The 24800-nt window shown below is 40.5% G+C and carries 18 protein-coding genes, 21 tRNA genes, 3 rRNA genes and 1 other annotated feature; of the genes, 4 read left to right on the top strand and 38 right to left on the bottom strand.

Features of this window, described 5'->3' with window-relative positions; all coding sequences use genetic code 11:
• Positions 1-69: 69 nt before the first annotated feature.
• The 5 genes from O0236_RS08055 to O0236_RS08075 all read right to left on the bottom strand — a co-directional run bounded on the left by O0236_RS08055 (position 70) and on the right by O0236_RS08075 (position 5387).
• Complete coding sequence (locus tag O0236_RS08055; RefSeq protein ID WP_268913759.1) at positions 70-2409, bottom strand: DNA translocase FtsK; 2340 nt, start codon at positions 2407-2409, stop codon at positions 70-72.
• A 20-nt stretch (positions 2410-2429) separates the two neighbouring features.
• Positions 2430-2942, bottom strand: a complete 513-nt coding sequence (locus O0236_RS08060; protein WP_268913757.1) for a tRNA (cytidine(34)-2'-O)-methyltransferase — start codon at positions 2940-2942, stop codon at positions 2430-2432.
• A gap of 115 nt (positions 2943-3057) precedes the next feature.
• On the bottom strand, positions 3058-3951 hold the full coding sequence (locus O0236_RS08065; protein ID WP_268913756.1) for an RluA family pseudouridine synthase: 894 nt from the start codon (positions 3949-3951) through the stop codon (positions 3058-3060).
• On the bottom strand, positions 3944-4756 hold the full coding sequence (locus tag O0236_RS08070) for an NAD kinase (protein ID WP_268913754.1): 813 nt from the start codon (positions 4754-4756) through the stop codon (positions 3944-3946). The genes O0236_RS08065 and O0236_RS08070 overlap by 8 nt, the downstream gene beginning before the upstream one ends.
• Positions 4737-5387: a GTP pyrophosphokinase family protein gene (locus O0236_RS08075; protein ID WP_329608928.1), complete on the bottom strand. Its 651-nt coding sequence runs from the start codon at positions 5385-5387 to the stop codon at positions 4737-4739. The genes O0236_RS08070 and O0236_RS08075 overlap by 20 nt, the downstream gene beginning before the upstream one ends.
• Before the next feature lie 198 nt (positions 5388-5585).
• On the opposite strand from O0236_RS08075, the gene O0236_RS08080 reads away from it, so the two are divergent.
• Positions 5586-6218 (top strand): DsbA family protein, encoded by a 633-nt coding sequence (locus O0236_RS08080; RefSeq protein ID WP_268913750.1) that lies wholly within the window; start codon positions 5586-5588, stop codon positions 6216-6218.
• 55 nt (positions 6219-6273) lie between these two features.
• On the opposite strand, the gene pepF is transcribed toward O0236_RS08080, so the two are convergent.
• Positions 6274-8085, bottom strand: a complete 1812-nt coding sequence (gene pepF, locus O0236_RS08085; protein WP_268913748.1) for an oligoendopeptidase F — start codon at positions 8083-8085, stop codon at positions 6274-6276.
• Between the two features lie 44 nt (positions 8086-8129).
• Positions 8130-9230, bottom strand: coding sequence for a competence protein CoiA (locus O0236_RS08090; RefSeq protein WP_268913747.1), 1101 nt, complete (start codon positions 9228-9230; stop codon positions 8130-8132).
• 84 nt (positions 9231-9314) lie between these two features.
• Between O0236_RS08090 and O0236_RS08095 the strand changes: the two genes are divergently transcribed.
• A complete protein-coding gene (locus tag O0236_RS08095; protein WP_268913745.1) occupies positions 9315-10808 on the top strand; it encodes a gamma-glutamylcysteine synthetase in 1494 nt (497 codons plus the stop codon).
• Positions 10809-10864: 56 nt separating this feature from the next.
• Here O0236_RS08095 and O0236_RS08100 read toward each other — a convergent pair whose 3' ends face one another.
• The 3 genes from O0236_RS08100 to O0236_RS08110 form a co-directional block, all read right to left on the bottom strand.
• Complete coding sequence (locus O0236_RS08100; protein ID WP_268913743.1) at positions 10865-11527, bottom strand: adaptor protein MecA; 663 nt, start codon at positions 11525-11527, stop codon at positions 10865-10867.
• 116 nt (positions 11528-11643) lie between these two features.
• The gene (gene spx / locus O0236_RS08105; protein WP_268913742.1) at positions 11644-12042 is read right to left on the bottom strand and encodes a transcriptional regulator Spx; all 399 of its coding nucleotides are present in this window, start codon (positions 12040-12042) and stop codon (positions 11644-11646) included.
• Positions 12043-12153: 111 nt separating this feature from the next.
• On the bottom strand, positions 12154-12894 hold the full coding sequence (locus O0236_RS08110; RefSeq protein WP_268913740.1) for an MBL fold metallo-hydrolase: 741 nt from the start codon (positions 12892-12894) through the stop codon (positions 12154-12156).
• 107 nt (positions 12895-13001) lie between these two features.
• Between O0236_RS08110 and O0236_RS08115 the strand changes: the two genes are divergently transcribed.
• A complete protein-coding gene (locus O0236_RS08115; protein WP_268913738.1) occupies positions 13002-13490 on the top strand; it encodes a monooxygenase in 489 nt (162 codons plus the stop codon).
• Positions 13491-13527: 37 nt separating this feature from the next.
• On the opposite strand, the gene O0236_RS08120 is transcribed toward O0236_RS08115, so the two are convergent.
• The 27 genes from O0236_RS08120 to O0236_RS08250 form a co-directional block, all read right to left on the bottom strand.
• Positions 13528-13944 carry an OsmC family protein gene (locus O0236_RS08120; RefSeq protein WP_268913736.1) on the bottom strand — a complete coding sequence of 139 codons (417 nt, stop codon included), beginning with the start codon at positions 13942-13944 and terminating at the stop codon, positions 13528-13530.
• A gap of 273 nt (positions 13945-14217) precedes the next feature.
• A tRNA-Asp gene (locus O0236_RS08125) sits at positions 14218-14292 on the bottom strand.
• A gap of 4 nt (positions 14293-14296) precedes the next feature.
• Positions 14297-14370: transfer RNA gene (locus O0236_RS08130), tRNA-Met, on the bottom strand.
• Positions 14371-14396: 26 nt separating this feature from the next.
• Positions 14397-14468 (bottom strand) — tRNA-Glu (locus O0236_RS08135).
• A 26-nt stretch (positions 14469-14494) separates the two neighbouring features.
• Positions 14495-14582 (bottom strand) — tRNA-Ser (locus tag O0236_RS08140).
• A 4-nt stretch (positions 14583-14586) separates the two neighbouring features.
• Positions 14587-14660, bottom strand: a tRNA-Ile gene (locus O0236_RS08145).
• 14 nt (positions 14661-14674) lie between these two features.
• A tRNA-Gly gene (locus O0236_RS08150) sits at positions 14675-14745 on the bottom strand.
• Between the two features lie 21 nt (positions 14746-14766).
• Positions 14767-14839, bottom strand: a tRNA-Phe gene (locus O0236_RS08155).
• Positions 14840-14844: 5 nt separating this feature from the next.
• Positions 14845-14919: transfer RNA gene (locus tag O0236_RS08160), tRNA-Asp, on the bottom strand.
• A 4-nt stretch (positions 14920-14923) separates the two neighbouring features.
• Positions 14924-14997: transfer RNA gene (locus O0236_RS08165), tRNA-Met, on the bottom strand.
• 9 nt (positions 14998-15006) lie between these two features.
• Positions 15007-15096: transfer RNA gene (locus O0236_RS08170), tRNA-Ser, on the bottom strand.
• 59 nt (positions 15097-15155) lie between these two features.
• Positions 15156-15229: transfer RNA gene (locus O0236_RS08175), tRNA-Ile, on the bottom strand.
• A 10-nt stretch (positions 15230-15239) separates the two neighbouring features.
• Positions 15240-15313: transfer RNA gene (locus O0236_RS08180), tRNA-Met, on the bottom strand.
• A 38-nt stretch (positions 15314-15351) separates the two neighbouring features.
• Positions 15352-15425: transfer RNA gene (locus O0236_RS08185), tRNA-Pro, on the bottom strand.
• Positions 15426-15433: 8 nt separating this feature from the next.
• Positions 15434-15507: transfer RNA gene (locus tag O0236_RS08190), tRNA-Arg, on the bottom strand.
• 6 nt (positions 15508-15513) lie between these two features.
• Positions 15514-15599 (bottom strand) — tRNA-Leu (locus O0236_RS08195).
• Positions 15600-15605: 6 nt separating this feature from the next.
• Positions 15606-15677, bottom strand: a tRNA-Gly gene (locus tag O0236_RS08200).
• 5 nt (positions 15678-15682) lie between these two features.
• A tRNA-Thr gene (locus O0236_RS08205) sits at positions 15683-15755 on the bottom strand.
• 48 nt (positions 15756-15803) lie between these two features.
• Positions 15804-15876: transfer RNA gene (locus tag O0236_RS08210), tRNA-Lys, on the bottom strand.
• Between the two features lie 4 nt (positions 15877-15880).
• Positions 15881-15953 (bottom strand) — tRNA-Val (locus O0236_RS08215).
• A gap of 7 nt (positions 15954-15960) precedes the next feature.
• Positions 15961-16077 (bottom strand): 5S ribosomal RNA (gene rrf, locus O0236_RS08220).
• Positions 16078-16153: 76 nt separating this feature from the next.
• Positions 16154-19073: ribosomal RNA gene (locus O0236_RS08225) — 23S ribosomal RNA — on the bottom strand.
• A gap of 175 nt (positions 19074-19248) precedes the next feature.
• A tRNA-Ala gene (locus tag O0236_RS08230) sits at positions 19249-19321 on the bottom strand.
• 28 nt (positions 19322-19349) lie between these two features.
• Positions 19350-19423: transfer RNA gene (locus tag O0236_RS08235), tRNA-Ile, on the bottom strand.
• 87 nt (positions 19424-19510) lie between these two features.
• Positions 19511-21085, bottom strand: a 16S ribosomal RNA gene (locus tag O0236_RS08240).
• Together the 16S, 23S and 5S rRNA genes with 21 tRNA genes alongside form the textbook arrangement of a ribosomal RNA operon.
• A 467-nt stretch (positions 21086-21552) precedes the next feature.
• Entirely contained in the window at positions 21553-22809 is a 1257-nt protein-coding gene (gene tyrS / locus O0236_RS08245) for a tyrosine--tRNA ligase (RefSeq protein ID WP_268913721.1), read from the bottom strand.
• Between the two features lie 41 nt (positions 22810-22850).
• Positions 22851-23055, bottom strand: a binding site (T-box leader).
• Between the two features lie 252 nt (positions 23056-23307).
• Complete coding sequence (locus O0236_RS08250) at positions 23308-23697, bottom strand: hypothetical protein (protein WP_268913717.1); 390 nt, start codon at positions 23695-23697, stop codon at positions 23308-23310.
• 228 nt (positions 23698-23925) lie between these two features.
• Here O0236_RS08250 and O0236_RS08255 point away from each other — a divergent pair, with 228 nt between their 5' ends.
• Complete coding sequence (locus O0236_RS08255; RefSeq protein ID WP_268913716.1) at positions 23926-24126, top strand: hypothetical protein; 201 nt, start codon at positions 23926-23928, stop codon at positions 24124-24126.
• 50 nt (positions 24127-24176) lie between these two features.
• On the opposite strand, the gene O0236_RS08260 is transcribed toward O0236_RS08255, so the two are convergent.
• On the bottom strand, positions 24177-24611 hold the full coding sequence (locus O0236_RS08260; protein WP_268913714.1) for a MerR family transcriptional regulator: 435 nt from the start codon (positions 24609-24611) through the stop codon (positions 24177-24179).
• Between the last annotated feature and the right edge of the window lie 189 nt (positions 24612-24800).

Below are 24800 nucleotides of genomic sequence, written 5' to 3' on the forward strand. Positions count from 1 at the left end.
TATCATTAACAGCAGAGAGAGTGGCGGATTTATTCCGTCACTCTCTTTTTTGTGTTTATTTAGCATTTGTCATTGTGACTTCTGCTTATAAACTTGCCGAGGTCTACTTCCATCTTGTGGACCGATATAGCCTCTTTGTTCCAAATCGTCAATTAATCTAGCGGCGCGATTATAACCAATTCTAAAGTGGCGTTGAAGCAGTGACGTACTTGCCTTTTGCTGATCCACAACGAATTCTAATGCTTCATCAAACAATTCGTCGTCCGAATCAGCCTGCTCTTCTTCCTTCACCTCATCATCACTGACCATCATTGATTCGTCATACTCAGCAGAAGCTTGGTTGGTAATGAAATCAACCACTTTAGAAACGTCTTTATCTGGTATGAACGCTCCTTGAATACGAATTGGAGTATTGGAGTCAATTGGTAAGAATAACATATCACCCCGACCAAGTAATTTTTCGGCTCCATTTGTATCAATGATTGTTCTCGAATCAATTCCCGAAGAAACGGCGAATGCCATTCTAGAAGGAACATTTGCCTTGATCAATCCGGTAATGACATCTACTGAAGGACGCTGAGTTGCCAAAATCATGTGAATACCGGCGGCACGACCCATTTGAGCCAATCTGATGATGGCCGCCTCAACATCATTGGATACCGTCATCATCAAATCCGCCAATTCATCAACGATTACCACAATGTACGGCATTGGTTGAAGCTTAACATCATTTTCCTGATTGTTCTTAGCGACGAACTCATTATACGTGCTAATTTTTCTTTGGCCGAATTTAGCAAACAATTCGTACCGGTTTTCCATTTCAGTAACAACCTTCTGTAAAGCACGGGCTGCTTTTTTCGGTTCTGAAACCACTGGACTAAGTAAATGTGGGATCCCATTATAGACACCCAATTCAACTTTTTTAGGATCGATTAACATGAGTTTAACTTGGCTTGGTTTAGCATTTAACAAAATGCTAGTGATAATACCGTTAATAGCAACTGATTTACCACTTCCAGTTGAACCAGCGATCAATAAATGTGGCATCTTAGTTAAATCAGCCGTAATTACCTTACCATTAACATCTTTCCCAAGTGGTACTTGTAACAAGTGCCCTTTATTATCTGGTGAAGACTCAATAACATCCCTGAAGGAAACCGTCGCGATTTGGCGATTTGGCACCTCAATACCTATTAGTGACTTCCCAGGAATTGGAGCTTCAATTCGGATGTCCCGAGCAGCTAATGCTAATGCGATATCATCTGATAAATTAACGATACGGCTTACTTTCACCCCAGTGTCTGGATGCAATTCATACTTAGTAACTGAAGGCCCTAAACTGACGTGCTTAATTTGGGCCTTAACGCCAAAACTGTTAAGAGTTTCTTGCAAGATCTTAGCATTTTTATCAATCGACTTAAGTTCCGCTGACTGATCATCCTGCTTAAACTCAGTTAATAAATTCGATGTTGGCAGTTGATAATCATTATCTTCTTGAACATTAACCAGCTGAACCTCATCATGTTTTGGCTCGTCGATTTCAGGACTGTTAGTAGACTTCTTCTTAGAAGATCTCACTGGTTCATCAAGTTGCTTTTCTCGGTCCACTGGCATACCAGAAACTGTGATATCAGCAGGTGAAAACGGTTCATCTAAGACGGTGTCATTAACTTTCTCATTTGGACTATTAACATCGTTTGAATCAGGTGATGCTTCAGCTACTACTGGTTGTTTATCCGTTTTTACTGCCCTATTCTTAGCTTTTTCACGAATATCTGTTAACTTCGATACTGTCGTTTTAATCGCCGATGAACAGACGGTCATTGCGCTCTTGACGCCTACAAACACCTTTGATACCGAAATGTTAAACAAGCTCATCACACCTGCAACTAAAAATCCAGCCGCTACGATACCAGCCCCCACAACACCAATCAAAAATTTAATTCCAGAGAATAACGCAGCTGCAATGATTCCCCCACCAATATTTGAGTTGGTATTAGACGATTGGATATCATCTACTAACTTACCTAAATTGGTAGAAACAAAATCAATTGGTTGTGGTGCAGCCACGTATTGAATCAAGGTCAGCCATAATACCAATCCGATTATTATTAACAATGTCCCAGACCAATATCGGACAGGTATTTTAGGTACTCTGGCGAAGCCTGCTAGCGTAACACCAACTATTAGTAACGCTACTAAACCAACAACATAGATGCTCCCAACAAAAAAACGAATACAGTTAACAACGAATGCACCAATGACACCTGCGGAGAATAATCCCGCGATTGCCAATAACGCAATCACGACACCAGTGATGTTAATCCAATAACGGGACAAAAAACTAGTCTGTTGCTTGCGACTTTTTTTCTTACTAGTTGATTTTCGCCGTGATTTCTTTTTAGCCATCACTTATCCTCCTCCATTTTTTATTTTAATTTATCGTTTTCATACATATGAGTTTTCTCTAATTGGTTGAAGTTTTGTTGTCTTAAAACTTCATAAATAACGATGGCACAACTATTTGATAGATTAAGTGCTCTAATATGACTATCGTCTTGGGGAATTCGAATTGCCTTTTCAGGGTTTTTGCGCATGAATGGCTCAGGTAATCCGGTAGTTTCCTTACCAAACAATAAATAATAGTCCTGATCGCTATCAGAATAATCTGGCTCTGTATAATCTTGCTCAGCAAACTTGGATACTAAAAACAACTTAGTTGGATCTTTAACTGTTTCCAAAAATGCCTGCAGATTTTTGTGGTAGTGAATGTCCACCTTATCCCAGTAGTCTAAACCAGCACGCTTTAAGTGCTTGTCATCCACACTAAATCCGAGAGGTTCGATTAAATCAAGCACGGTGTCAGTACCGGCACATGTTCTAGCAATGTTACCAGTATTAGCTGGCATTAAAGGTTCAAATAATACGATATGATTTGCCATTGTTATTCTCCATTTACTTATAATCTTGAATGTTAAACGAATTCAATTATATCACAGTCCTAGCGCTCTTTTAAAACCAATCAAAATAAAAAACCATCCACAAACGTGAACAGTCCTAAAATTCTCGTGATGCCAAATAATTTGCCATATCCTCAGCAAGATTGGCGTATGCCGTAATCTGTTGCTGGCTAAACGGATCAAAAAAACTAATCTTTTGGCAGTGGAGTGCTTGCCGCGACATTCGATGATCATTTTCGTTGTATAACCAGTCACCGATCAATGGGTGGCCTAATGCGGATAAATGAACTCTAATTTGATGAGTTCTACCGGTATGCAGTACCACTCTGATCAAAGTACTATCATCCATCATCTTTAACGGATAAACGCTGGTGTACGCCTGTTTACCATCACTTCGAATCGTGCGTTTCACGAATGAATCCTCTGCCCTACCAATTGGTAAATGAATCTCAATCTGATCTGATATCAAAGGCGCATCAACAATTGCTTGATATTCCTTATAGATTGTGTGAGTTTTTAAAGCTTTATCCAACACCGAATGGGCAAAATGGTGTTTCGCAAAAATTACCAATCCAGACGTGTCTCTATCTAAGCGGGTAACAATATGGATTCTCTGGTCTGCTTTACCATTAGCGGTAAAGTATCCTTTAACCCGATTGACCAAGGAATCCTTCGCATATATATGCGAAGGCACAGAAGCAACTCCCGCAGTTTTATTCACGATCAAATAATTGTCATCCTCATAAACAACATCAATTGGTTCATAAGAAGGAATCACATGATCATTACCTTCTTCTGGAGGTAAAACAACTGTGACATCATCACCATCATAAATCATAGTATTCGTAAATACCGATTTCCCATTAACCAGGGTATCGCCACCATGAAATTTGATTTTCTTAAGTAATGTCCGTGTTACTCCGTGACCCATAACGAAGGTCCGCAGTTTCATTGGTGCAGTTCCAGAATACCGATAATTAAATTTAATCACCTGTGCCAACCTCACCAATAAATGAATTTGTGACTCGCTTCCAAAATTGAGTATGACGATACTGAGCAAAAGCCACTTTACGTTTAGAAATCCGGTATTCGATCGAAGAAACCACCTTGGTTGAAATCACTTGCTGATCACAAGTCAAAATCGTTCTGGCAGTAGTATTAGGGATAATCTTGATCCATTCATCAGGAGAAATAATCAATGGCGAACCAAGGGTTCTAAACACACGGTTATTGATTGAAGAAATTTCAGCCATTTGGATAGCACTAAGTGTTGGATTAATAATAGCCCCACCAACAGACTTATTATAGGCGGTCGAACCACTAGGCGTTGAGATACAGAGCCCGTCACCTCTAAAACTTTCAAATAACTGTTCTTTAATGAACACATCAGCAACCATTGAGCCGCTGATTTGCTTTAGAGTTGATTCATTCAATGCCATACCATAATCACTAGGCGACTGATCAGCATAATTAACCTTAATATCCAACAATGGATAAGTAACACTTTGGCCATCGTCGTTTTCCAAACTATCAATTAATTCTTGTACTTCATAATCTCGCCAATCAGTGTAAAAGCCTAGGTGGCCGGTGTGGATACCAACTAATCTAATTTTTTCGATCATATCTTGATAATGATGGAATGCAGAAAGTAATGTTCCATCCCCACCCACGGATATAACGATTTCTGGATTCAATCCATCTATGACCAGTGTGTCAGACTTTTCAATTTTTTCTTTTAATAATGATGCCACTCGATTTGAAGCAGGATTTAAATTACTATAAATTGCTATTCTCATTTGAAGAATCTCCCACATTATGTGCGTTTTCGACTTGATCAGTTTCCTTCAACTCGCCACGAATTTCAGACATTTCTTCATCTAATCTAAAAGCCGCTTCCGAAGCACTTTGCAATCTTGATTTGAGTTGTGTTGGAAACTCACCTTGATATTTGTAATTTAATGAGTGTTCAACTGTTGCCCAGAAATTCATAGCTAATGTTCTAACTTGAATCTCTGCCAAAATTTTCTTTTCGCCAGTTAGGGTTTGTACGGGGTACTCGAAAACAATGTGATAAGAACGGTAGCCACTTGGCTTCTTGTTATGCACATAATCTCTTTCCTCAAGAATCGTAATGTCAGTTCGTTTTCTTAACAAATCAACTACTTGATAAATATCTTCTACAAATTGACACATAATTCTTAATCCGGCAATATCTTCCATATCTTCTTCTAAACGATCTTCATTGATATGACGCCGAACCATTTTTTCCTTAATACTATCAATTGGCTTAACTCTCCCAGTAACAAATTCAATTGGTGAGCGGCCATCAACTCGGAGATACTCTCCCCGAATTCCCCGAAGCTTAACCTTTAATTCATCGACAGCTTGCTTGTACGGCACCAAAAAATTTCCCCAATCTTCAACCAAGCTAACACTTCCCATCTAAAATTAGTTTTTATATTCGATTATTTAAGCATCATCAATTTTAACACATTAACCAATGCTGCTACACGTTATCCATTATCTTCGAACAAATATATTGAGTTTTGTTCAGAATTTGTTATTCTGTTACTAGCGCACAAAAAGAAAACACACTTAATAAAAATTAATCAATGGAGGAGTACTATGCTTTTAGAAATTTACTTGTTTGTCGATCCACTTGATAAACAATGTTATGAAGCCGAAAAAGCAGTTGAAAAAGTTGCTCGCACTCTAAAAAGCCAGCTTGTGATTCACTTCATCCCGCTTCTAAGCATTAATGTACTGAACGATTTCAAGAATCCGTTAAAGAAACGATTCCACAGATCAGTTCCTTACGATATGGTGATTAACTACAAAGCTGCCTCCTTTCAAGGACAACGTTGTGGTCGCAACTTCCTTATGAGTTTGCAAGAACAACTATTTGATGAAGAAGAAGCTTATTGTCATGAAATAATTATGCAAACGGCTGCAAAGCAACAATTAGATTTGGAAATGTTCGATGAAGATCGACAATCAAAATTAGTAGCTGAAACTTATCATTCTGATCAAGTTGCTGCAATCAACATGAATATCACTGAACCGGCTAGTGCAGTACTATTTAATACTCGCTTGGAAGATAGTGGCATTATTATTCGCGATTTTAATTATGAATCTTTACTTAAATACTGCCAAGATAGTATTAAAGAGTCTAGTTATCTGGAAGAAGTTGATTCAGAAAATGCTAACGATCCGGTTGAACACAAAATTATCAAGTATGCAGATTTAAAAAGTTTATAGTTAAGAAAAAACGGTTAATAGTTATGTTAAGCATATCTATTAACCGTTTTTTTGTTTACTTAGTAACTAATTTTTCAAACTCATTCAATCTTTCTTCAAAGATTGCAAATGCCTTTTCCAAATACTCTGGCTTAGTCATGTCTACCCCTGCCTTCTTCATTACGTTAGTGGGAATATCAGAGCTTCCAGACTTTAAAAATCCAAGGTACGCATCAACATCTCTCTGATCACCGTTAACCACCTTATCAGCAAGTGTTGAGGCAGCTGCAAATCCAGTAGCATATTGGTAAACATAAAAATTGTAGTAAAAATGTGGAATCCGTGACCATTCTAATCCAATTTCATCATCAGAGATTACCGCATCCCCATAATACTTTTGGTTCAACTTCAAATAATTTTCATTCAAGAAGCTAGCGGTCAATGGTTGACCAGCAGCATCCTGTTCATGAATAAACTGTTCAAATTCAGCAAACTGTGTCTGACGGAAAACTGTTCCTTTAAATCCATCAAGATAATAATTTAAAATGTGTTTCTTTAGATTACTATCAATGTTTGGGTCAGCAAGTAATTGGTCTGTCAGCAAGTTTTCATTTGTAGTTGAAGCAATTTCTGCAACAAAAATCGAGTAATCACCATATTGGAATGGTTGATTATTTTTAGCATAGTAGCTGTGCATACTATGACCGGTTTCGTGAATCAGTGTATACAAGTTATCCAAATTATCTTGCCAATTCAACAAAATAAACGGGTTAGTATCATATGTGCCTGAGGAATATCCCCCACTTCGTTTATAGCGATTTTCCACCACATCGATCCATCGTTGGTTGAATTCTTCATCAACGTGACTAACATAGTCGTCGCCTAAAACTTGAAGTGCATCACGTGCAATTCGTTTGGATTCATCAAATGTGTACCGAGGAGACTGTTCTCCAACCAAGGATGTATACATATCATACATATGCAACTCATCTACACCTAAAATCTGCTTACGCAACTGAACGTATCGATGGAGTAATGGCAAATGCTCATTTACCACATCAATCAAGTTCTGGTAAACATTAGTTGGAATTTCATTCACAGTTAACGCTGCCTGAAGGGCATTATCGTAATGTTTCAAGTTGGCCTTTAAATTATGTTGTTTAACATTAGTAGTTAAAGTTGCACTTAATGTATGTTGAAATTGGCTATAAACTTCATATAATTTTTTAAATGCCTGTCGGCGAACTGAAGGATCAGCCGATTCTAGCAAAACACCATATACACCATCAGACAGTTTGACCTTGTTTCCTTCCTCATCAGTTACAGTTGGAAATGAAAGGTCGGTATTATTTAAAATCCCAAATGTCTTTTCTCCTGAATCAAACACATCACTAGACAATGCAAGTGCATGTTCAACATCATCACTTAGAATATGGTCTCTAAGGCTAAATGTCTGGTTGAAAAAGCGACGATAATCTTTTAGCTTTGGTTCAGCTTCGTAGTATTGATCCATCTTTTGACTGTCTAAACGAAGTAATTCAGGGTCAAACCAAGCAGTGGCCGCAGAAAATTGTGATGCTAAGTCAGATACCTGGGCAAGCATCGACTGATACTTGTCTACGCTTGTATCCTGATCATTTTTTAATTGAGCATATACATAAACTTTGTCTAACAATCTAGCACCAGCCAAAATTGCTGTTGTTGCTTTCAAAAGGCTTTGAGCATCATTTGCTAATGTGCCAGTTAATTTAGAATAACTATCAATTTGTTTTTTAACGTTTTCAAAATCCGTTTGGAATTCAGAATCATCATGATAGATCGTAGTTAAATCCCATGTTAATTCTGGATCGACATCTTTTCTCAGTGGTAACTCTGTTACTTCTGCCATAGTACTCCTCCTAAATTGTCGTTATGAATAAAGATTACCATAAATCATTCAATTTGCTCAATGGCAAGCCTTTTGTGCTCATAATCTGAATACCAATCAGGTGAAGCAATCAATTTAATCCCATTATTACTGTATTTGATGACACTTGCTTCTCTAAGATCACGAATGAATCTTCTAAATTCAATCAGGTAAAATTGGGAAACTCCACGGACTTGAACAAAATTTATTTGGTATTGTCTAAGTATTTCTTGGTACAACTGCCACAATTCTTCATTATTTAGAAACTCGCCACGATAGTCAGTAATTGTAAATAACATTCGCAGCCTAAAATCAAATCCACCTTTCAGAAAGAGTGGATAAAATCTACCGTTAAGTGAATGACAAACATTCGGCGCGCCTGCTAGTAGCTTTCCACGCTGATAACACAGTTCTGCCAATTCAGCACACGAACTATTCTTCTTCAGAATGCCGATTTGAATTCGTTTGCTCTCTTTTAAAATTTCCAACTTTCTCTGATGTCTAGTTGGTACTTTATAAGTAATTTGATTCCGACTTAACCAACATTCATGCAAACTATAGAAGCCGATAGATTGATATGTATATTGGCCATTAGCTTCTTGAATATGGCTCCAAATTACATACTTTCTTTGGATCACCGAATAAAAGATTAAGTAAAATCCACATTCGACCTTAAACCTAGCAAATTTTTGGATAGTCGCAATGGTTAGTCTCCTCTTCAAGTAATTGTCACCTAAGATCCACCACACATCTATTTCTGAATCTTTGTATTCACTGGTTCGTTTGGCAACATTGCTCACAGATATTGAACTACATTGATATTCCAAAACTATTTTAGCATCGGGGACGTACACATCCGCACGTTGTTCATGATTGCTCATCACTACCTCTGTCTGAGCGTTTAATCTTTGTTTCAACATATCTTCTAATAACTGCTGTTTGCCATCCTTATGTTGGGCGCTCTCAGCCTCAATTGAACCTAACTTTTGTAAATGAGCAAAATATGGCTGTCGATTCATCCCAATTTTTAACTTAACAGAACTACCACATTTGGGACAAAAATAATGATGCTTCTTATTAGCATCTCTGGCCAAAACCAGTTGTTCATTTCTCAAAGCCATCAACATACAATCACCTTCCAATCAGTAAATACGCTTTTATTGTGATTTTTGTTTATAATTGATTTAACTAATGGACTGGAGGATGGAAATATGTTGCAAAATATCCTAGAAAATATTCAAAAGTTAGGACTTGTCGACGAACTTAAAAAGAGTTCAATTGGCGTTGAAATTGAGGAACATCGGGCAATGAAAAATGGTCGTTTAAGTAACCATCCATATCCGAGCGAATTAGGTTCCCGTGAATTTCACCCTTACTTACAATCAGATTTCGCCGAAAGTCAATCAGAAATAATTACTGATCCACATACAAACATTCAAGATACTATCAATCAGCTCGACACCTTACAAACTGTTCTTCATGATCATCTTCGCGATGACGAATTGATCTGGCCACTCAGTATGCCACCAGTTTTAACTAGTAAGGAAATCGAGTTCGTAAAAAATAATTTTGACAGACCAGCATATGCTGAATATCACGATTACCTAACTGAAAAATATGGTGTTCAACCTAAAATTGTGACTGGAATCCACATTAATTTCAGTTTGCCTAATACCTTATTAAAAAAATTGTATTCGCAATATGAGTCGGAGTATAAATCATTTATTCAGTTTAAAAATGATGTTTACTTTGGACTTGCACAACAGTTTGTTTTGCATCGCTTCTTTTTAACATACTTTCTAGGCGCCAGTCCGGTAGCTGAAAAAGGATTCTTCGAGAAGACCCCAACCGAGTTACAACAACCTGTCAGAAGTATTCGCAATAGTCATTTTGGTTATGTCAATCGACCACAAGACGAGGTTAGTGTGACTGTCTACTCAAGTTTGAAGCACTATGTCAAAATGATTTCTAATGGAATTGCGAAAAAGCATCTTTATTCACCATCTGAATTTTATGGTCCTGTTAGGCTTCGTGGTCAAGAATCATATCTAGACTACCCTAGCCAAGGAATCGATTATCTAGAATTTCGTGTTTTTGATAATAATCCGTTCGAGGAAAACGGGATTAGTGCTGAGACATTAACTTTTTTAAAGACATACTTTTTATCCCTCTTCGTTGACTCAGAAGAACCCGAAAATATGCGTGAGGCATTAAAAACCTCATTCGATGATAATGATCGAGTAGCATTAGAGGCACCAGATAAAAAATCATGTATGGAAGAAGAAATGCGCCAATTAATTACGAAACTTAACAAGACTGCGACAACTCTTGAAGCAAATGAACAGGTATTTGAAGTTCTTCAGCGTGTCGCTCGAATGATTGATCATCCTGAATTAACACCTAGTGGTCGGCTATCACAATTAACCAGCAATGGCAGTCTGCAAAAATTTGGTAGTCAGCAGGGATTAAAGTTCAAGCAGGCCCGGACAGATCGAACAGAAGTCTTGCCTGCTTTGGATAAATTCTCTTCAGCAGTACAAATGCTGGTGAAATTACTGATTGAATTAGGCGTCAAATATAAATTCATTTCGAGTGACCGTCTACAAGTTAGTTTCGAAGATCATAAATATGAAATTGAATTAGCTTCTGTAACAGAAGACAATTTTGAAAATCAAACTAGAACATTGTTCCCACAACTATTTTAAAAGAAAAAGCTACATTGCAGATTAACTGCAATGTAGCTTTTTAATATTTTGATGATTTATTTAAAATAGTAACGACTTAATTCTAATGCACTATTCTCCATTACCAAATCACCATATTCAGTTAATACATCATTGGTAACACGAGTTTTATTTCCATACTCATAAGCAATCGCAATTTCATCAGCAACTACGATATCTACAGGATCATTGCTGAACAATTGTAATCTCAGGTAATAGTTACCCTTATAGAGATACAAGTCAGATGTTCCATTTTCTAAACGCAGAGCTTTTGCTAACTCGATGAAATTTTCAAAATCATTAAATTCAACAATTACCGTTCTCTTTTGATGGCCAAATTCATCAGCTTCACTAGTGTCAGACTTTTTCAACTCAGCAGCTTCTCGCTGTTCATCAATGAATTTTGAGACACTGTCTTTATGTTCATCATCAGGTCCAAGGATTAAATCATCCTTGTCAAGATCAACATCTTTGCTAATAAATAGTTCCAAACCGTTCTGATTTGGTAAGACCTGGAACGTAACGGCATCATTATTTTGAAATTGGTGATCTTTATCGACCTCTTCTAAGATGCTGTAGAAGAAGCTTTCAATCTGTTTATGATTACCAAGTAAATCAAGCACAGTAATCCCGCGCTTGTCTAAATCTTCGGTTCCAATAAGTACTCGAATCGTGTTCTCATTAATCCGTTCCATTTCCATGCTTGTCCACCCCATTCCATAACCAAGGGTCATTTAGTATTCATTTATTGTAACACTAATACCATTCATGTAAATGATACGGCTTAAATTGATGAAAAACAAGTAATATCACGCAATTACTGCGCCTTTGCAATCATTCTAGCAAGATCTTTTTTACGGATATGTCTAGGCAAAAATCTTCTAATTTCGTCATCGTTAAAGCCAATTTGTAATCGATTTTCATCCATAATAATTGGTCTTCTGATCATTTCTGGATGAGCAGCCAATAAGTTTAATAATTCATTTAAGTTCATTGAATCGAGTCTATGCCGATATTCCTGAACCGCAAATGATCTAGTTGAAATCAAAGCTTCTGTACCTTCTTCAGAAAGCATAAGAATTTTCTTTAATTCTGCTTTACTCAATGGATTTGCGAAAATATTTCTTTCTTTATAAGCGACTTCATTCGCTTGTAACCAAGCCTTAGCTTTTCTACAAGAAGTACAACTTGGAGTTGATAAAAATTCGATTGTCATAGTTAAACATCCCCTTAACTTTAATTTATAATCAAAGTATATAAGAGATGACTACTAGAATCCAGAAGTTCACAGTTATTTCTATTTTATATGCTTTTGTTCACAGAAGCTTCATATTTCGACTGACACCCTAGTACTGGCAGTTTCAACCTGAATTGAGTCGGATAAAGCATCTGTAGTCTCGGTTACTAGTCTTTCAACATCATCTGACTCAGGTAGATGACTTAATAACAAACGTTTAACGTTAGCTTGGCTAGCAAGTCTCCCAGTTTCTTCAGTAGTCATATGCCATTTTTTCCCTTGCTTATCAGCATAGAAGTTAGTGTCAGTAAGTAATAAGTCAGCATCTTGGCAAAATGATATCAAACCACCGAAATATGCGCTATCTGCAGTAAATACTAATACCTTTCCAGTTTGGCTTTCTTCAATTCTTAGTGCATAAGCAACAACTGGATGATGAGTTTTCATGAATGTTATCTTGTATGGTCCTATGTTTAACTCTTTTTCTGGATCATAAGCTCTTTTTTCTGTTGAACCTGGCCAATCCAAACTTTCAAAATGCTGTTTATCTGCTGTATGACCATAAATTGGCAAGACTTTTGCATTTGGTCGATCATTATGTAACTGCCAATAATATTGCATAACACCAACGTCAGCAATATGGTCATTGTGATAATGAGTTAAAATCATTGCATCAATAGTCAAAGGATCTGCCACCTTCTCTAAACTAAGCAATGCCCCACTACCAAAATCAATCAATAACTTATAATCATTTGATTCTAATAAGTACGCACTTGTACCATCTCCGTGACTTGGGTAGCCACCTAGGTATCCTAATACTGTTAATTTCACGGCAATTTCCTCCCTTTGACTAAGTATAGAAAGATATTTTGGGATTGTAAATGTTTGGTTACCGTTTACAAAAAAAGTATAATTAAGTTGAAATAGGAGGCGGGATCATGATTAGAAATATTTCAATGACATTTGGTAGTGAGCCAATCTTAAGCAAGATTAAAAAAGACAATCCTGATCGAGATCTAATATTATATGATGCGTTAAATAATCGTAATGAATTAATGCTATTAGACGTTTCCGGTAAAGATTCTATCTTTAAATCTCTCGTTCAGTATGATGTCCTCAGTCATGGTGGCACAGATGACTGGCACGGGTTCATTAGCTTTATCGCTACTAAATTAGATATTGATCAGCAAAAAGTTTTCGATGCCAGGATTAACCAGTTAATGAGCAATCCACTCCCTTCAGGAATGCATTCAATATACTCATTACACAGTTATAAGAACATCAATGAGCGAGTTCTGTTAACCACGTGGAACTCACCAACACAATTCGAAATGTGGAAGAAAGCTAATCCATTATTGATGCCAGAGACATACAATAATGATCCTAGTTTTTATAGCCATGAATCAAATTTCAAGTTTGTCCATTAAAAAAGATCTGAGATGTGTTCATCTCAGATCTTTTTATTTATGCAAATTCAATTGTCATAGGAATAGAACCTACTAATGAAGCATGAACTGTACATTTCCTGACCACTTCATTCATGAAAAACTGATGGTCTTCTGCTGAAAGATTTGTTTCCGCGGTTAACTTAATCTTCATATCAGTTACCTTGGAGCTTCCATCAGGATACTGTGTTGTTTCGCCATAAACGTCAACTTTAAACTTCTTAATTGTTAGATTGTCTTCTTCATTCTCAATATTTCTTGCTGTCACACTCATGCAGCTACCAACAGCTCCCAGCAAATACTGAACTGGATTTGGTCCTGCATCCGTTCCTTGGGCAACTGCAGGCTCATCAGATAAATATGAATGTCCACCCGTTTGATTCATTACCTGCGTTCCTAAAGGTCTTAAAGTTGAATGTACTATATATTGTCCCATAGCTAATCTCCCATCATAAAATTAAGTAATTGTATTTTATAATGTTTATTCGGGAATTACCATAATTTAAATCTAAGCAAGAAGTTTCGGTCCAAAGAATGACCAATACAGGCTTGCCGATTATGAATTTATTACGATTAAATTGTATACCGGAGGTGGGCTTCAAATCTACACGCCCTACTGGACACTAGATTTTTAATCTATCACGCTGCTAGAAAAGACCCAAGGGTATTAAAAAAGGAGAAAGCAGATATCTGCTTTCTCCTTTACGACCGGTCCGTACGAGACTCGAACTCGTGATCTCCTGCGTGACAGGCAGGCGTCCTAAACCAACTAGACCAACGGACCAAAATTGCGGGAGCTGGATTTGAACCAACGACCTTCGGGTTATGAGCCCGACGAGCTACCAGACTGCTCCATCCCGCGATAATTATATTATGATGTTTATTGAATGACCCGTACGGGATTCGAACCCATGTTACCGCCGTGAAAGGGCGGTGTCTTAACCACTTGACCAACGGGTCATATATTATCTAATAAAAAACCAAAACGGAGAAGGAGAGATTCGAACTCTCGCGCCGCTTACGCGACCTACACCCTTAGCAGGGGCGCCTCTTCAGCCACTTGAGTACTTCTCCAATATGGGCCTAAATGGACTCGAACCATCGACCTCACGCTTATCAGGCGTGCGCTCTAACCAGCTGAGCTATAGGCCCATTGAATATAAAAAAGCGGGTGACGAGAATCGAACTCGCGACAACAGCTTGGAAGGCTGTGGTTTTACCACTAAACTACACCCGCATGATAAATATTTAATTAAAGTGGCGCGGGACAGAATCGAACTGCCGACACATGGAGCTTCAATCCATTGCTCTACCGACTGAGCTACCGAGCCATAACCGGTCCGTACGAGACTCGAACTCGTGATCTCCTGCGTGACAGGCAGGCGTCCTAAACCAACTAGACCAACGGACCAAAATTGCGGGAGCTGGATTTGAACCAACGACCTTCGGGTTATGAGCCCGACGAGCTACCAGACTGCTCCATCCCGCGATAATTAAAAGGAGGATGAGAGATTCGAACTCTCGCGTGGTTTGACCCACCTGACGGTTTTCAAGACCGTTCCCTTCAGCCAGACTTGGGTAATCCTCCATAATAAAACACAAACAATATTATACTACATAATACAAACACTAACAATAGTGAGTCAATGGACCTTGTAGGACTCGAACCTACGACCGGACGGTTATGAGCCGTCTGCTCTAACCAACTGAGCTAAAGGTCCAAGACCTATATCGCGGCAGAGGGGATCGAACCCCCGACCTCCCGGGTATGAACCGGACGCTCTAGCCAGCTGAGCTACACCGCGATCGATGATAGTCATACTATTAAAATAATTCCTACCAATCGGGAAGACAGGATTCGAACCTGCGACCCCCTGGTCCCAAACCAGGTGCTCTACCAAGCTGAGCTACTTCCCGAAAAACTATGCACCCAGTAGGAGTCGAACCTACAACCTTCTGATTCGTAGTCAGACACTCTATCCAGTTGCGCTATGGGTGCATTATATGCCGAGGACCGGGATCGAACCGGTACGGTCATCACTGACCGCAGGATTTTAAGTCCTGTGCGTCTGCCAATTCCGCCACCCCGGCATAACAAGCGGAAGACGGGATTCGAACCCGCGACCCCCACCATGGCAAGGTGATGTTCTACCACTGAACTACTTCCGCAAAAATGCCGACTAGAAGATTCGAACTTCCGACCCCCTGTTTACAAGACAGGTGCTCTGCCAGCTGAGCTAAGTCGGCAATTTTTACATTAAATATTGCTATGCGCTAAGATATATTCAATTGTAATGAGCCGTGGCAGTCTCGAACTGCCGACCCTCTGATTAAAAGTCAGATGCTCTACCAACTGAGCTAACGGCTCAATATGGAGGATACAGGGATCGAACCTGTGACCTCCTGCTTGTAAGGCAGATGCTCTCCCAGCTGAGCTAATCCTCCATAAATCGCGTGGCAACGTCCTACCCTTGCAGGGGGCGATCCCCCAACTACTCTCGGCGTGCTGAAGCTTAACTTCTGTGTTCGGCATGGGAACAGGTGTATCCTTCAGGCTATCGCCACCACACTATGTTACTTAGAGAACTTTGTTCTCTCAAAACTAGCTAATATTAATTTTCTGTACCGGTACTTACCACCATTTTTTGGTTAAGTCCTCGACCGATTAGTATTGGTCCGCTCCGTACATCACTGCACTTCCACTTCCAACCTATCTACCTCATCATCTCTGAGGGGTCTTACTTCCATATAGGAATGGGAAATCTCATCTTGAGGCGAGTTTCACACTTAGATGCTTTCAGCGTTTATCTCATCCATACATAGCTACCCAGCGATGCGCCTGGCGGCACAACTGGTACACCAGCGGTATGTCCATCCCGGTCCTCTCGTACTAAGGACAGCTCCTCTCAAATTTCCTACGCCCGCGACGGATAGGGACCGAACTGTCTCACGACGTTCTGAACCCAGCTCGCGTACCGCTTTAATGGGCGAACAGCCCAACCCTTGGGACCGACTACAGCCCCAGGATGCGATGAGCCGACATCGAGGTGCCAAACCTCCCCGTCGATGTGGACTCTTGGGGGAGATAAGCCTGTTATCCCCAGGGTAGCTTTTATCCGTTGAGCGATGGCCCTTCCATACGGTACCACCGGATCACTAAGCCCGACTTTCGTCCCTGCTCGACCTGTCTGTCTCGCAGTCAAGCTCCCTTCTGCCTTTACACTCTATGAATGATTTCCAACCATTCTGAGGGAACCTTTGGGCGCCTCCGTTACTGTTTGGGAGGCGACCGCCCCAGTCAAACTGCCCACCTGACACTGTCTCCCGCCACGCTAAGTGGCGCGGGTTAGAGTGTTCACACAGCGAGGGTAGTATCCCACCAACGCCTCTGTCGAAACTAGCGTTCCGACTTCATCGGCTCCTACCTATCCTGTACAAGCTGTGTCAACACCCAATATCAAGCTACAGTAAAGCTCCATGGGGTCTTTCCGTCCTGTCGCGGGTAACCTGCTTCTTCACAGGTATCTTAATTTCACCGAGTCTCTCGTTGAGACAGTGCCCAGATCGTTACGCCTTTCGTGCGGGTCGGAACTTACCCGACAAGGAATTTCGCTACCTTAGGACCGTTATAGTTACGGCCGCCGTTTACTGGGGCTTCATTTCTGGGCTTCGCCGAAGCTAACTCATCCACTTAACCTTCCAGCACCGGGCAGGCGTCAGCCCCTATACGTCATCTTACGATTTTGCAGAAACCTGTGTTTTTGATAAACAGTCGCCTGGGCCTTTTCACTGCGGCTGACCTTGCGGTCAGCACCCCTTCTCCCGAAGTTACGGGGTCATTTTGCCGAGTTCCTTAACGAGAGTTCACTCGCTCACCTTAGGATTCTCTCCTCGACTACCTGTGTCGGTTTGCGGTACGGGTAGTTGATTACTCACTAGAAGCTTTTCTCGGCAGTGTGACGTCAGTTGCTTCCCTACTTAAATTTCGGTCCTCATCACTACTTGTCAACCCGCTGAGAAGCATTTGACTCCTCAACTGACTCATAGCTTGAACGCACATTTCCAATCGTGCGCACAACTTAGCCTCCTGCGTCCCTCCATCGCTCAAACATAATCAACTAGTACAGGAATCTCAACCTGTTATCCATCGCCTACGCCTCTCGGCCTCGGCTTAGGTCCCGACTAACCCTGGGAGGACGAGCCTTCCCCAGGAAACCTTAGTCATTCGGTGGATCAGATTCTCACTGATCTTTCGCTACTCATACCGGCATTCTCACTTCTAAGCGCTCCACCAGTCCTTACGGTCTGACTTCATTGCCCTTAGAACGCTCTCCTATCACATGACCGAATGGTCATGTCCACAGTCTCGGTAGTATGCTTAGCCCCGGTAAATTTTCGGCGCGGAATCACTCGACTAGTGAGCTATTACGCACTCTTTAAATGAGTGGCTGCTTCTAAGCCAACATCCTAGTTGTCTATGCAACTCCACATCCTTTTCCACTTAGCATACATTTAGGGACCTTAACTGGTGGTCTGGGCTGTTCCCCTTTCGACGATGGATCTTATCACTCACCGTCTGACTCCCGGATATAAATCAATGGTATTCGGAGTTTATCTGAACTCAGTAACCCATGACGGGCCCCTCGTCCAAACAGTGCTCTACCTCCATGATTCTAAGTCCGAGGCTAGCCCTAAAGCTATTTCGGAGAGAACCAGCTATCTCCAAGTTCGTTTGGAATTTCACCGCTACCCACACCTCATCCCAGCACTTTTCAACGTACACGGGTTCGGCCCTCCAGTAAGTTTTACCTCACCTTCAGCCTGGACATGGGTAGATCACCTGGTTTCGGGTCTACAGCAACATACTTAAACGCCCATTTCAGACTCGCTTTCGCTGCGGCTCCGGCTTTTCACCTTAACCTTGCATGTTACCGTAACTCGCCGGTTCATTCTACAAAAGGCACGCTATCACCCATTAACGGGCTCTAACTGCTTGTAGGCACATGGTTTCAGGAACTATTTCACTCCCCTTCCGGGGTGCTTTTCACCTTTCCCTCACGGTACTGGTTCACTATCGGTCACTAGGGAGTATTTAGCCTTGGGAGATGGTCCTCCCGGATTCCGACGACGTTTCACGTGTGTCGCCGTACTCAGGATCCTGAACTGAGGGTCATTGATTTCATCTACGGGGCTATCACCCTGTTTCGCCAATCTTCCCAGATTGTTCGATTATCAACAACTTTGGTAACTCAAATGTTCAGTCCTACAACCCCAAAGAGCAAGCTCTTTGGTTTGGGCTGTTCCCCGTTCGCTCGCCGCTACTTAGGGAATCGATTTTTCTTTCTCTTCCTGTGGGTAATTAGATGTTTCAGTTCCCCACGTCTACCTCTGATCAGCTATGTATTCACTGACCAGTAACAGTCGATTAAAACTGCTGGGTTTCCCCATTCGGAAATCTCCGGATCAAAGCTTACGTACAGCTCCCCGAAGCATATCGGTGTTAGTCCCGTCCTTCATCGGCTCCTAGTGCCAAGGCATTCACCATGCGCCCTTAATAACTTAACCTAGTATCACTTCGTGATACTGATTAATTGAGTTTATGCGATTAAACTTATTCGTTAATTTTATTGACTCAATACGCGGTGTTCTCGGTTGAAATTATATTCTAAATATAATTCACTACAGAAAATTAATATTATCTAGTTTTCAAAGAACAAAATTCCAGACACTCTCGTGTCAATGGAGAATAGCGGGATCGAACCGCTGACCCCCTGCTTGCAAAGCAGGTGCTCTCCCATCTGAGCTAATTCCCCATACTTCTCCGGTCATAAGGCCGGTGGATGGGCCTAAATGGACTCGAACCATCGACCTCACGCTTATCAGGCGTGCGCTCTAACCAGCTGAGCTATAGGCCCAAAAAAGCGTTAACCAAATATGAGAGTAGACCTCTCAAAACTAAACAAAACTTTCGACGATGTGTAGGTTTCCGTATTATTCCTTAGAAAGGAGGTGATCCAGCCGCAGGTTCTCCTACGGCTACCTTGTTACGACTTCACCCTAATCATCTGTCCCACCTTAGGCGGCTGGCTCCAAAAGGTTACCTCACCGACTTTGGGTGTTACAAACTCTCATGGTGTGACGGGCGGTGTGTACAAGGCCCGGGAACGTATTCACCGTGGCATGCTGATCCACGATTACTAGCGATTCCAACTTCATGCAGGCGAGTTGCAGCCTGCAATCCGAACTGAGAACGGCTTTAAGAGATTAGCTTGACCTCGCGGTTTCGCGACTCGTTGTACCGTCCATTGTAGCACGTGTGTAGCCCAGGTCATAAGGGGCATGATGATTTGACGTCGTCCCCACCTTCCTCCGGTTTGTCACCGGCAGTCTTGCTAGAGTGCCCAACTAAATGCTGGCAACTAACAATAAGGGTTGCGCTCGTTGCGGGACTTAACCCAACATCTCACGACACGAGCTGACGACAACCATGCACCACCTGTCATTCCGTCCCCGAAGGGAACGCCCAATCTCTTGGGTTAGCAGAAGATGTCAAGACCTGGTAAGGTTCTTCGCGTAGCATCGAATTAAACCACATGCTCCACCGCTTGTGCGGGCCCCCGTCAATTCCTTTGAGTTTCAACCTTGCGGTCGTACTCCCCAGGCGGAGTGCTTAATGCGTTAGCTGCAGCACTGAAGGGCGGAAACCCTCCAACACTTAGCACTCATCGTTTACGGCATGGACTACCAGGGTATCTAATCCTGTTCGCTACCCATGCTTTCGAGCCTCAGCGTCAGTTACAGACCAGACAGCCGCCTTCGCCACTGGTGTTCTTCCATATATCTACGCATTTCACCGCTACACATGGAGTTCCACTGTCCTCTTCTGCACTCAAGTCTCCCAGTTTCCGATGCACTTCTCCGGTTAAGCCGAAGGCTTTCACATCAGACTTAAAAGACCGCCTGCGCTCGCTTTACGCCCAATAAATCCGGACAACGCTTGCCACCTACGTATTACCGCGGCTGCTGGCACGTAGTTAGCCGTGGCTTTCTGGTTAAATACCGTCACGGTGTAAACAGTTACTCTTACACCTGTTCTTCTTTAACAACAGAGTTTTACGAGCCGAAACCCTTCTTCACTCACGCGGCGTTGCTCCATCAGACTTTCGTCCATTGTGGAAGATTCCCTACTGCTGCCTCCCGTAGGAGTTTGGGCCGTGTCTCAGTCCCAATGTGGCCGATTACCCTCTCAGGTCGGCTACGTATCATTGCCTTGGTGAGCCATTACCTCACCAACTAGCTAATACGCCGCGGGTCCATCCTCAAGTGATAGCCGAAACCATCTTTCAAACAAAAACCATGCGGTTTTTGTTGTTATACGGTATTAGCACCTGTTTCCAAGTGTTATCCCCTGCTTGAGGGCAGGTTACCCACGTGTTACTCACCAGTTCGCCACTCGTCTAATGTTAAATCCATCGCCGTGCAAGCACATTGATTTCATTAACGTAGACGCGTTCGACTTGCATGTATTAGGCACGCCGCCAGCGTTCGTCCTGAGCCAGGATCAAACTCTCATTTTAAAATGATAAGCTTGTAAGCTCATGATTATTTTTTTGTTACTAGCGAATTGACTTCGCAAATTGTTTGTCTTTGATCTAACGATCAAAGAACCCTACACATTTGTTTGTCGAAAATTTTGTTCAGTTTTCAAAGGTCTACCTAACTGATTGTAACTTCATGTTGAGATCCAAATCTCATCAACAAGCTTCAAAACTCAGTCGTATGTTGCAATTAAGCAACGAAGATAAGTATATAATAATCAGAAAATAATGTCAACAACTAATTTATTTTCAAATTGGTATATGTCGTTCGCTCTCAATCAGCAACATGTAATATCTTATCAAGAATTAACTTTCCGGTCAATACTTTTTTTAAAATATTATCTAGCGACTAAGAAACAAATATCTCAAAGCCGCAAGTAATAATATACTCACTTTTGTAATAATTGTCAATAAAAAAAGCAAATCAAATCGATTTGCTTGACAATCTATTTTACTTTAGCAAGGAAGTAACGTTTCTTACCACGTCTAACGATCACAAACTTACCATCGAACTTAGATGAAGGATCAATCTCACTATCAACATCAGTGATCTTGTCTCCATTAATTCTGATTGCACCGTTAGTAATATCTTCACGTGCTTGACGACGAGAAGGTTCAATAGCTGTTACGTCTACCAGCCACTCAACAATGTTGCGCTTTTCTGATGACACTTCAACTGTAGGCATGTTTTTAAATCCTTGCTCAATTTCTGATGACGTCAATTTAGCGACATCCCCAGAGAACAATGCAGCTGAAATATGTTCTGCTTCAACAACAGCTTGCTTACCATGAACAAACTCTGTGACTTCTTCTGCCAAACGTCTCTGTGCTTCACGCTTCTCTGGTTGTGTCTTAACCTTCTCAGATAATGTCTCAATTTCTTCTTGGCTTAAGAAAGTAAAGTACTTCAAATATTTAACAACGTCACGATCATCTTGATTAATCCAGAATTGGTAAAATTCATAAGGGGTGGTCTTTTCTGGATCCAACCAAACTGCTCCACCAGCCGTCTTACCGAATTTAGTGCCGTCAGCTTTAAGCATCAATGGAATAGTTAAACCGTATACCCGAGTATCTGATCCTTCTACCTTATGTATCAAATCAATACCTGATGTAATGTTACCCCATTGATCTGCTCCACCTAATTGAAGTTGCACATCATTATTCTTATATAGATGAAGGAAATCTACAGATTGCAAAATTTGGTAAGTAAATTCAGTGAATGAAATACCGACTTCTAGACGACTAGCCACGATTTCTTTATTCAACATTGTATTAACATTGAATAGCTTCCCATAGTCACGTAGGAAATCTAGTAGACTAATTTTTGATAGCCAATCGTAATTATTAACAATTTCGAACTGTCCGTCATCACCAAAAAGGTTTTGCATCTGAGCTGTTAAAGCTTGTTCATTGTGATGCACTTGATCCATTGACTGAAGAACTCGTTCTGACTTCTTACCACTTGGATCACCAATTGAACCTGTACCGCCACCGATAACAGCAACCGGTTTATGGCCAGCTAATTGGAACCTTTTTAAAATCATGAATGGAATCAAGTGACCAATATGCATACTGTCTCCAGTTGGGTCAACTCCAACGTAAATACCAATCTTTTTATCGTTAACTAAGTCATATAGACCATCATGATCTGTTTCTTGGTTAACTGCACCACGCCATTGTAATTCATCAATAATGTTCATAAGTTTTCCTCCTAAAAATAAAAAATCCCTAGCAAATTAATGCTAGGGACGAATTTTTCCGCGTTACCACCCAAGTTTATCAATAATTTATTGATCTCTCTTGCTCATTGGTAACGTAATGACCCGTCTATTAATATAGATAACTCCACAAGTGTAATTTCGTATGCGTACCCGTTTGACTCGCATTACCGTCAAATTTCTGATTACTCAAGTACCATATTACTATTCTTGTTTCACTGTATTATGCGTTTAATGATAAATTACCCAATACTCATTGTCAATATAACTTAAAGTTAACTGACATACTTCTGAAAGTATAGGTTAGGTAAAGCCCTGTAAATTAGAAGTTGTTTCTCACTGAGCGAGTTAGTCTTGTTCAACGACCATTTTGCTAAATCAGCATCGAATCTTTTAATAGTTGTTGAGTAATTACCACCCATAATTGCTCCGCGCTCAAACTGCTTTCTCAAGCCTGCATTAGGATAAAGATACAAATCTTTAGTGCCTAGCGTATGACCAAGTTCGTGAATTAGAACTGCTTATGGCTTGAGTAATGTTGCATAACTGACCGATTACGCCACTATTGACTTCAGCAACCCCCGCTAAACCAGGAGTGATATTAGAATTGGTAATAACCAGCCTAAAATCATTAGCGGACTTAGAAGCCGCAAACACCCGCTTACCTAGCGCCTTGTTCCATTTATTAGTTGCCGTCTTAACGGTCCCATTATATTTCTTTGCAGGAGAAGCAAAATTATATTTAATAACGCCATGAGATGTCAGGTTCTTTGAAGTGATCATATTATTATCAAATTTGACCGTGGTGGCCTGCTCACTATCAGTCGTCAAACTTTCAACTGTGAATAACCCCATCAATAAAGTAACCATAAATAAGCCTCAACGCTTCATTGAATATCCCCCATATGCATCATGCATTATCGACTCTCTTCATTTGTATCTTTTCTTTTATTAATCGTTTAATTTAACATGAATTTGAATTCGGCAACACTAAATTGCACGCAATTAGAAAATAAGCTAACTAAATTTAAACGACCTTGTTAATTGCATTACGCATTCATTATTCCTACAATAATAACAGAAAGGACAGTGTTTAAAATGCTAGAAATTACTTATAAAAACGGGAACTCATCAAGTAAAATTTCCTATAACAGTGTCGAAGACTTCGTAGCTAATCAAAGACTAGAAACCCCGGATTTGGAAGACTATTACGAAATCGAATCAGTAACTGTTGACGGTAAATCTCTCGAATTATCGGATAAAACCATCTTAGGATTATATAAACAATTAACCAAATAGTCGGCAATAAAAAAGCAAGGTAGATATTAGTCTGCCTTGCTTTTATTACATTATACCTCATCAATAATTTCAAAAGAGGTCTTGCCATGATCAATAACTCCAAGCACCCGTTGCTTATGGCTGTCATCTAAAAATCCAAAGTCAATGGTTGCTCGATCGTCTGACTCAATGTTGACACCATTCATCCGTGACAAAACAAAGTCTCTGATTAATGGAGCTTCTCGTCCCACCTTAATAGCCTTTTCCACAGCCACTGACAATGTAAACCCTTGGCTTAAGAAGCGCTGAATATTAGCGATTTTTAGCAATGTATGCATATCATACTGACGAGAAGTTCCCTTTTTTTGTTGGATCGGTGAAATATAATTTTGTTGTTCCCAATATCTTAATTGACGTGAAGAAACGCCAGTTATTTGAGTCACTTGTCGAATACCAAATATTAACTTTTCAGTATTAAACAAACCACCCTTTGAAGTTTCTACCAATACTATTCACCTACTAATAATTAATCCTATCAATACAACATTGGAAATTATAGTTGTTATTTTTTCGTCCGTCAATATTAAAGAATCGATTATTGTTGTCAGATTTGTTGACAATCGTTCTCGCCGGTAGTATTCTAACTTTTGTCATTATTTATGAAACAAGAAAAGAAAGAAGGAATTTCGCCTTGT

Source organism: Lentilactobacillus sp. SPB1-3 (assembly GCF_026913205.2).
Taxonomy (GTDB): Bacteria; Bacillota; Bacilli; order Lactobacillales; family Lactobacillaceae; genus Lentilactobacillus; species Lentilactobacillus terminaliae.

Excerpts from the sequence above, each read along its gene's own strand:
- O0236_RS08055 (WP_268913759.1), bottom strand. The coding sequence starts at position 2,409 with ATGGCTAAAAAGAAATCACGGCGAAAATCAACTAGTAAGAAAAAAAGT.
- O0236_RS08060 (WP_268913757.1), bottom strand. The coding sequence starts at position 2,942 with ATGGCAAATCATATCGTATTATTTGAACCTTTAATGCCAGCTAATACT.
- O0236_RS08070 (WP_268913754.1), bottom strand. The coding sequence starts at position 4,756 with ATGAGAATAGCAATTTATAGTAATTTAAATCCTGCTTCAAATCGAGTG.
- O0236_RS08080 (WP_268913750.1), top strand. The coding sequence starts at position 5,586 with ATGCTTTTAGAAATTTACTTGTTTGTCGATCCACTTGATAAACAATGT.
- pepF (WP_268913748.1), bottom strand. The coding sequence starts at position 8,085 with ATGGCAGAAGTAACAGAGTTACCACTGAGAAAAGATGTCGATCCAGAA.
- O0236_RS08090 (WP_268913747.1), bottom strand. The coding sequence starts at position 9,230 with ATGTTGATGGCTTTGAGAAATGAACAACTGGTTTTGGCCAGAGATGCT.
- O0236_RS08095 (WP_268913745.1), top strand. The coding sequence starts at position 9,315 with ATGTTGCAAAATATCCTAGAAAATATTCAAAAGTTAGGACTTGTCGAC.
- O0236_RS08100 (WP_268913743.1), bottom strand. The coding sequence starts at position 11,527 with ATGGAAATGGAACGGATTAATGAGAACACGATTCGAGTACTTATTGGA.
- spx (WP_268913742.1), bottom strand. The coding sequence starts at position 12,042 with ATGACAATCGAATTTTTATCAACTCCAAGTTGTACTTCTTGTAGAAAA.
- O0236_RS08115 (WP_268913738.1), top strand. The coding sequence starts at position 13,002 with ATGATTAGAAATATTTCAATGACATTTGGTAGTGAGCCAATCTTAAGC.
- O0236_RS08120 (WP_268913736.1), bottom strand. The coding sequence starts at position 13,944 with ATGGGACAATATATAGTACATTCAACTTTAAGACCTTTAGGAACGCAG.
- tyrS (WP_268913721.1), bottom strand. The coding sequence starts at position 22,809 with ATGAACATTATTGATGAATTACAATGGCGTGGTGCAGTTAACCAAGAA.
- O0236_RS08250 (WP_268913717.1), bottom strand. The coding sequence starts at position 23,697 with ATGGTTACTTTATTGATGGGGTTATTCACAGTTGAAAGTTTGACGACT.
- O0236_RS08255 (WP_268913716.1), top strand. The coding sequence starts at position 23,926 with ATGCTAGAAATTACTTATAAAAACGGGAACTCATCAAGTAAAATTTCC.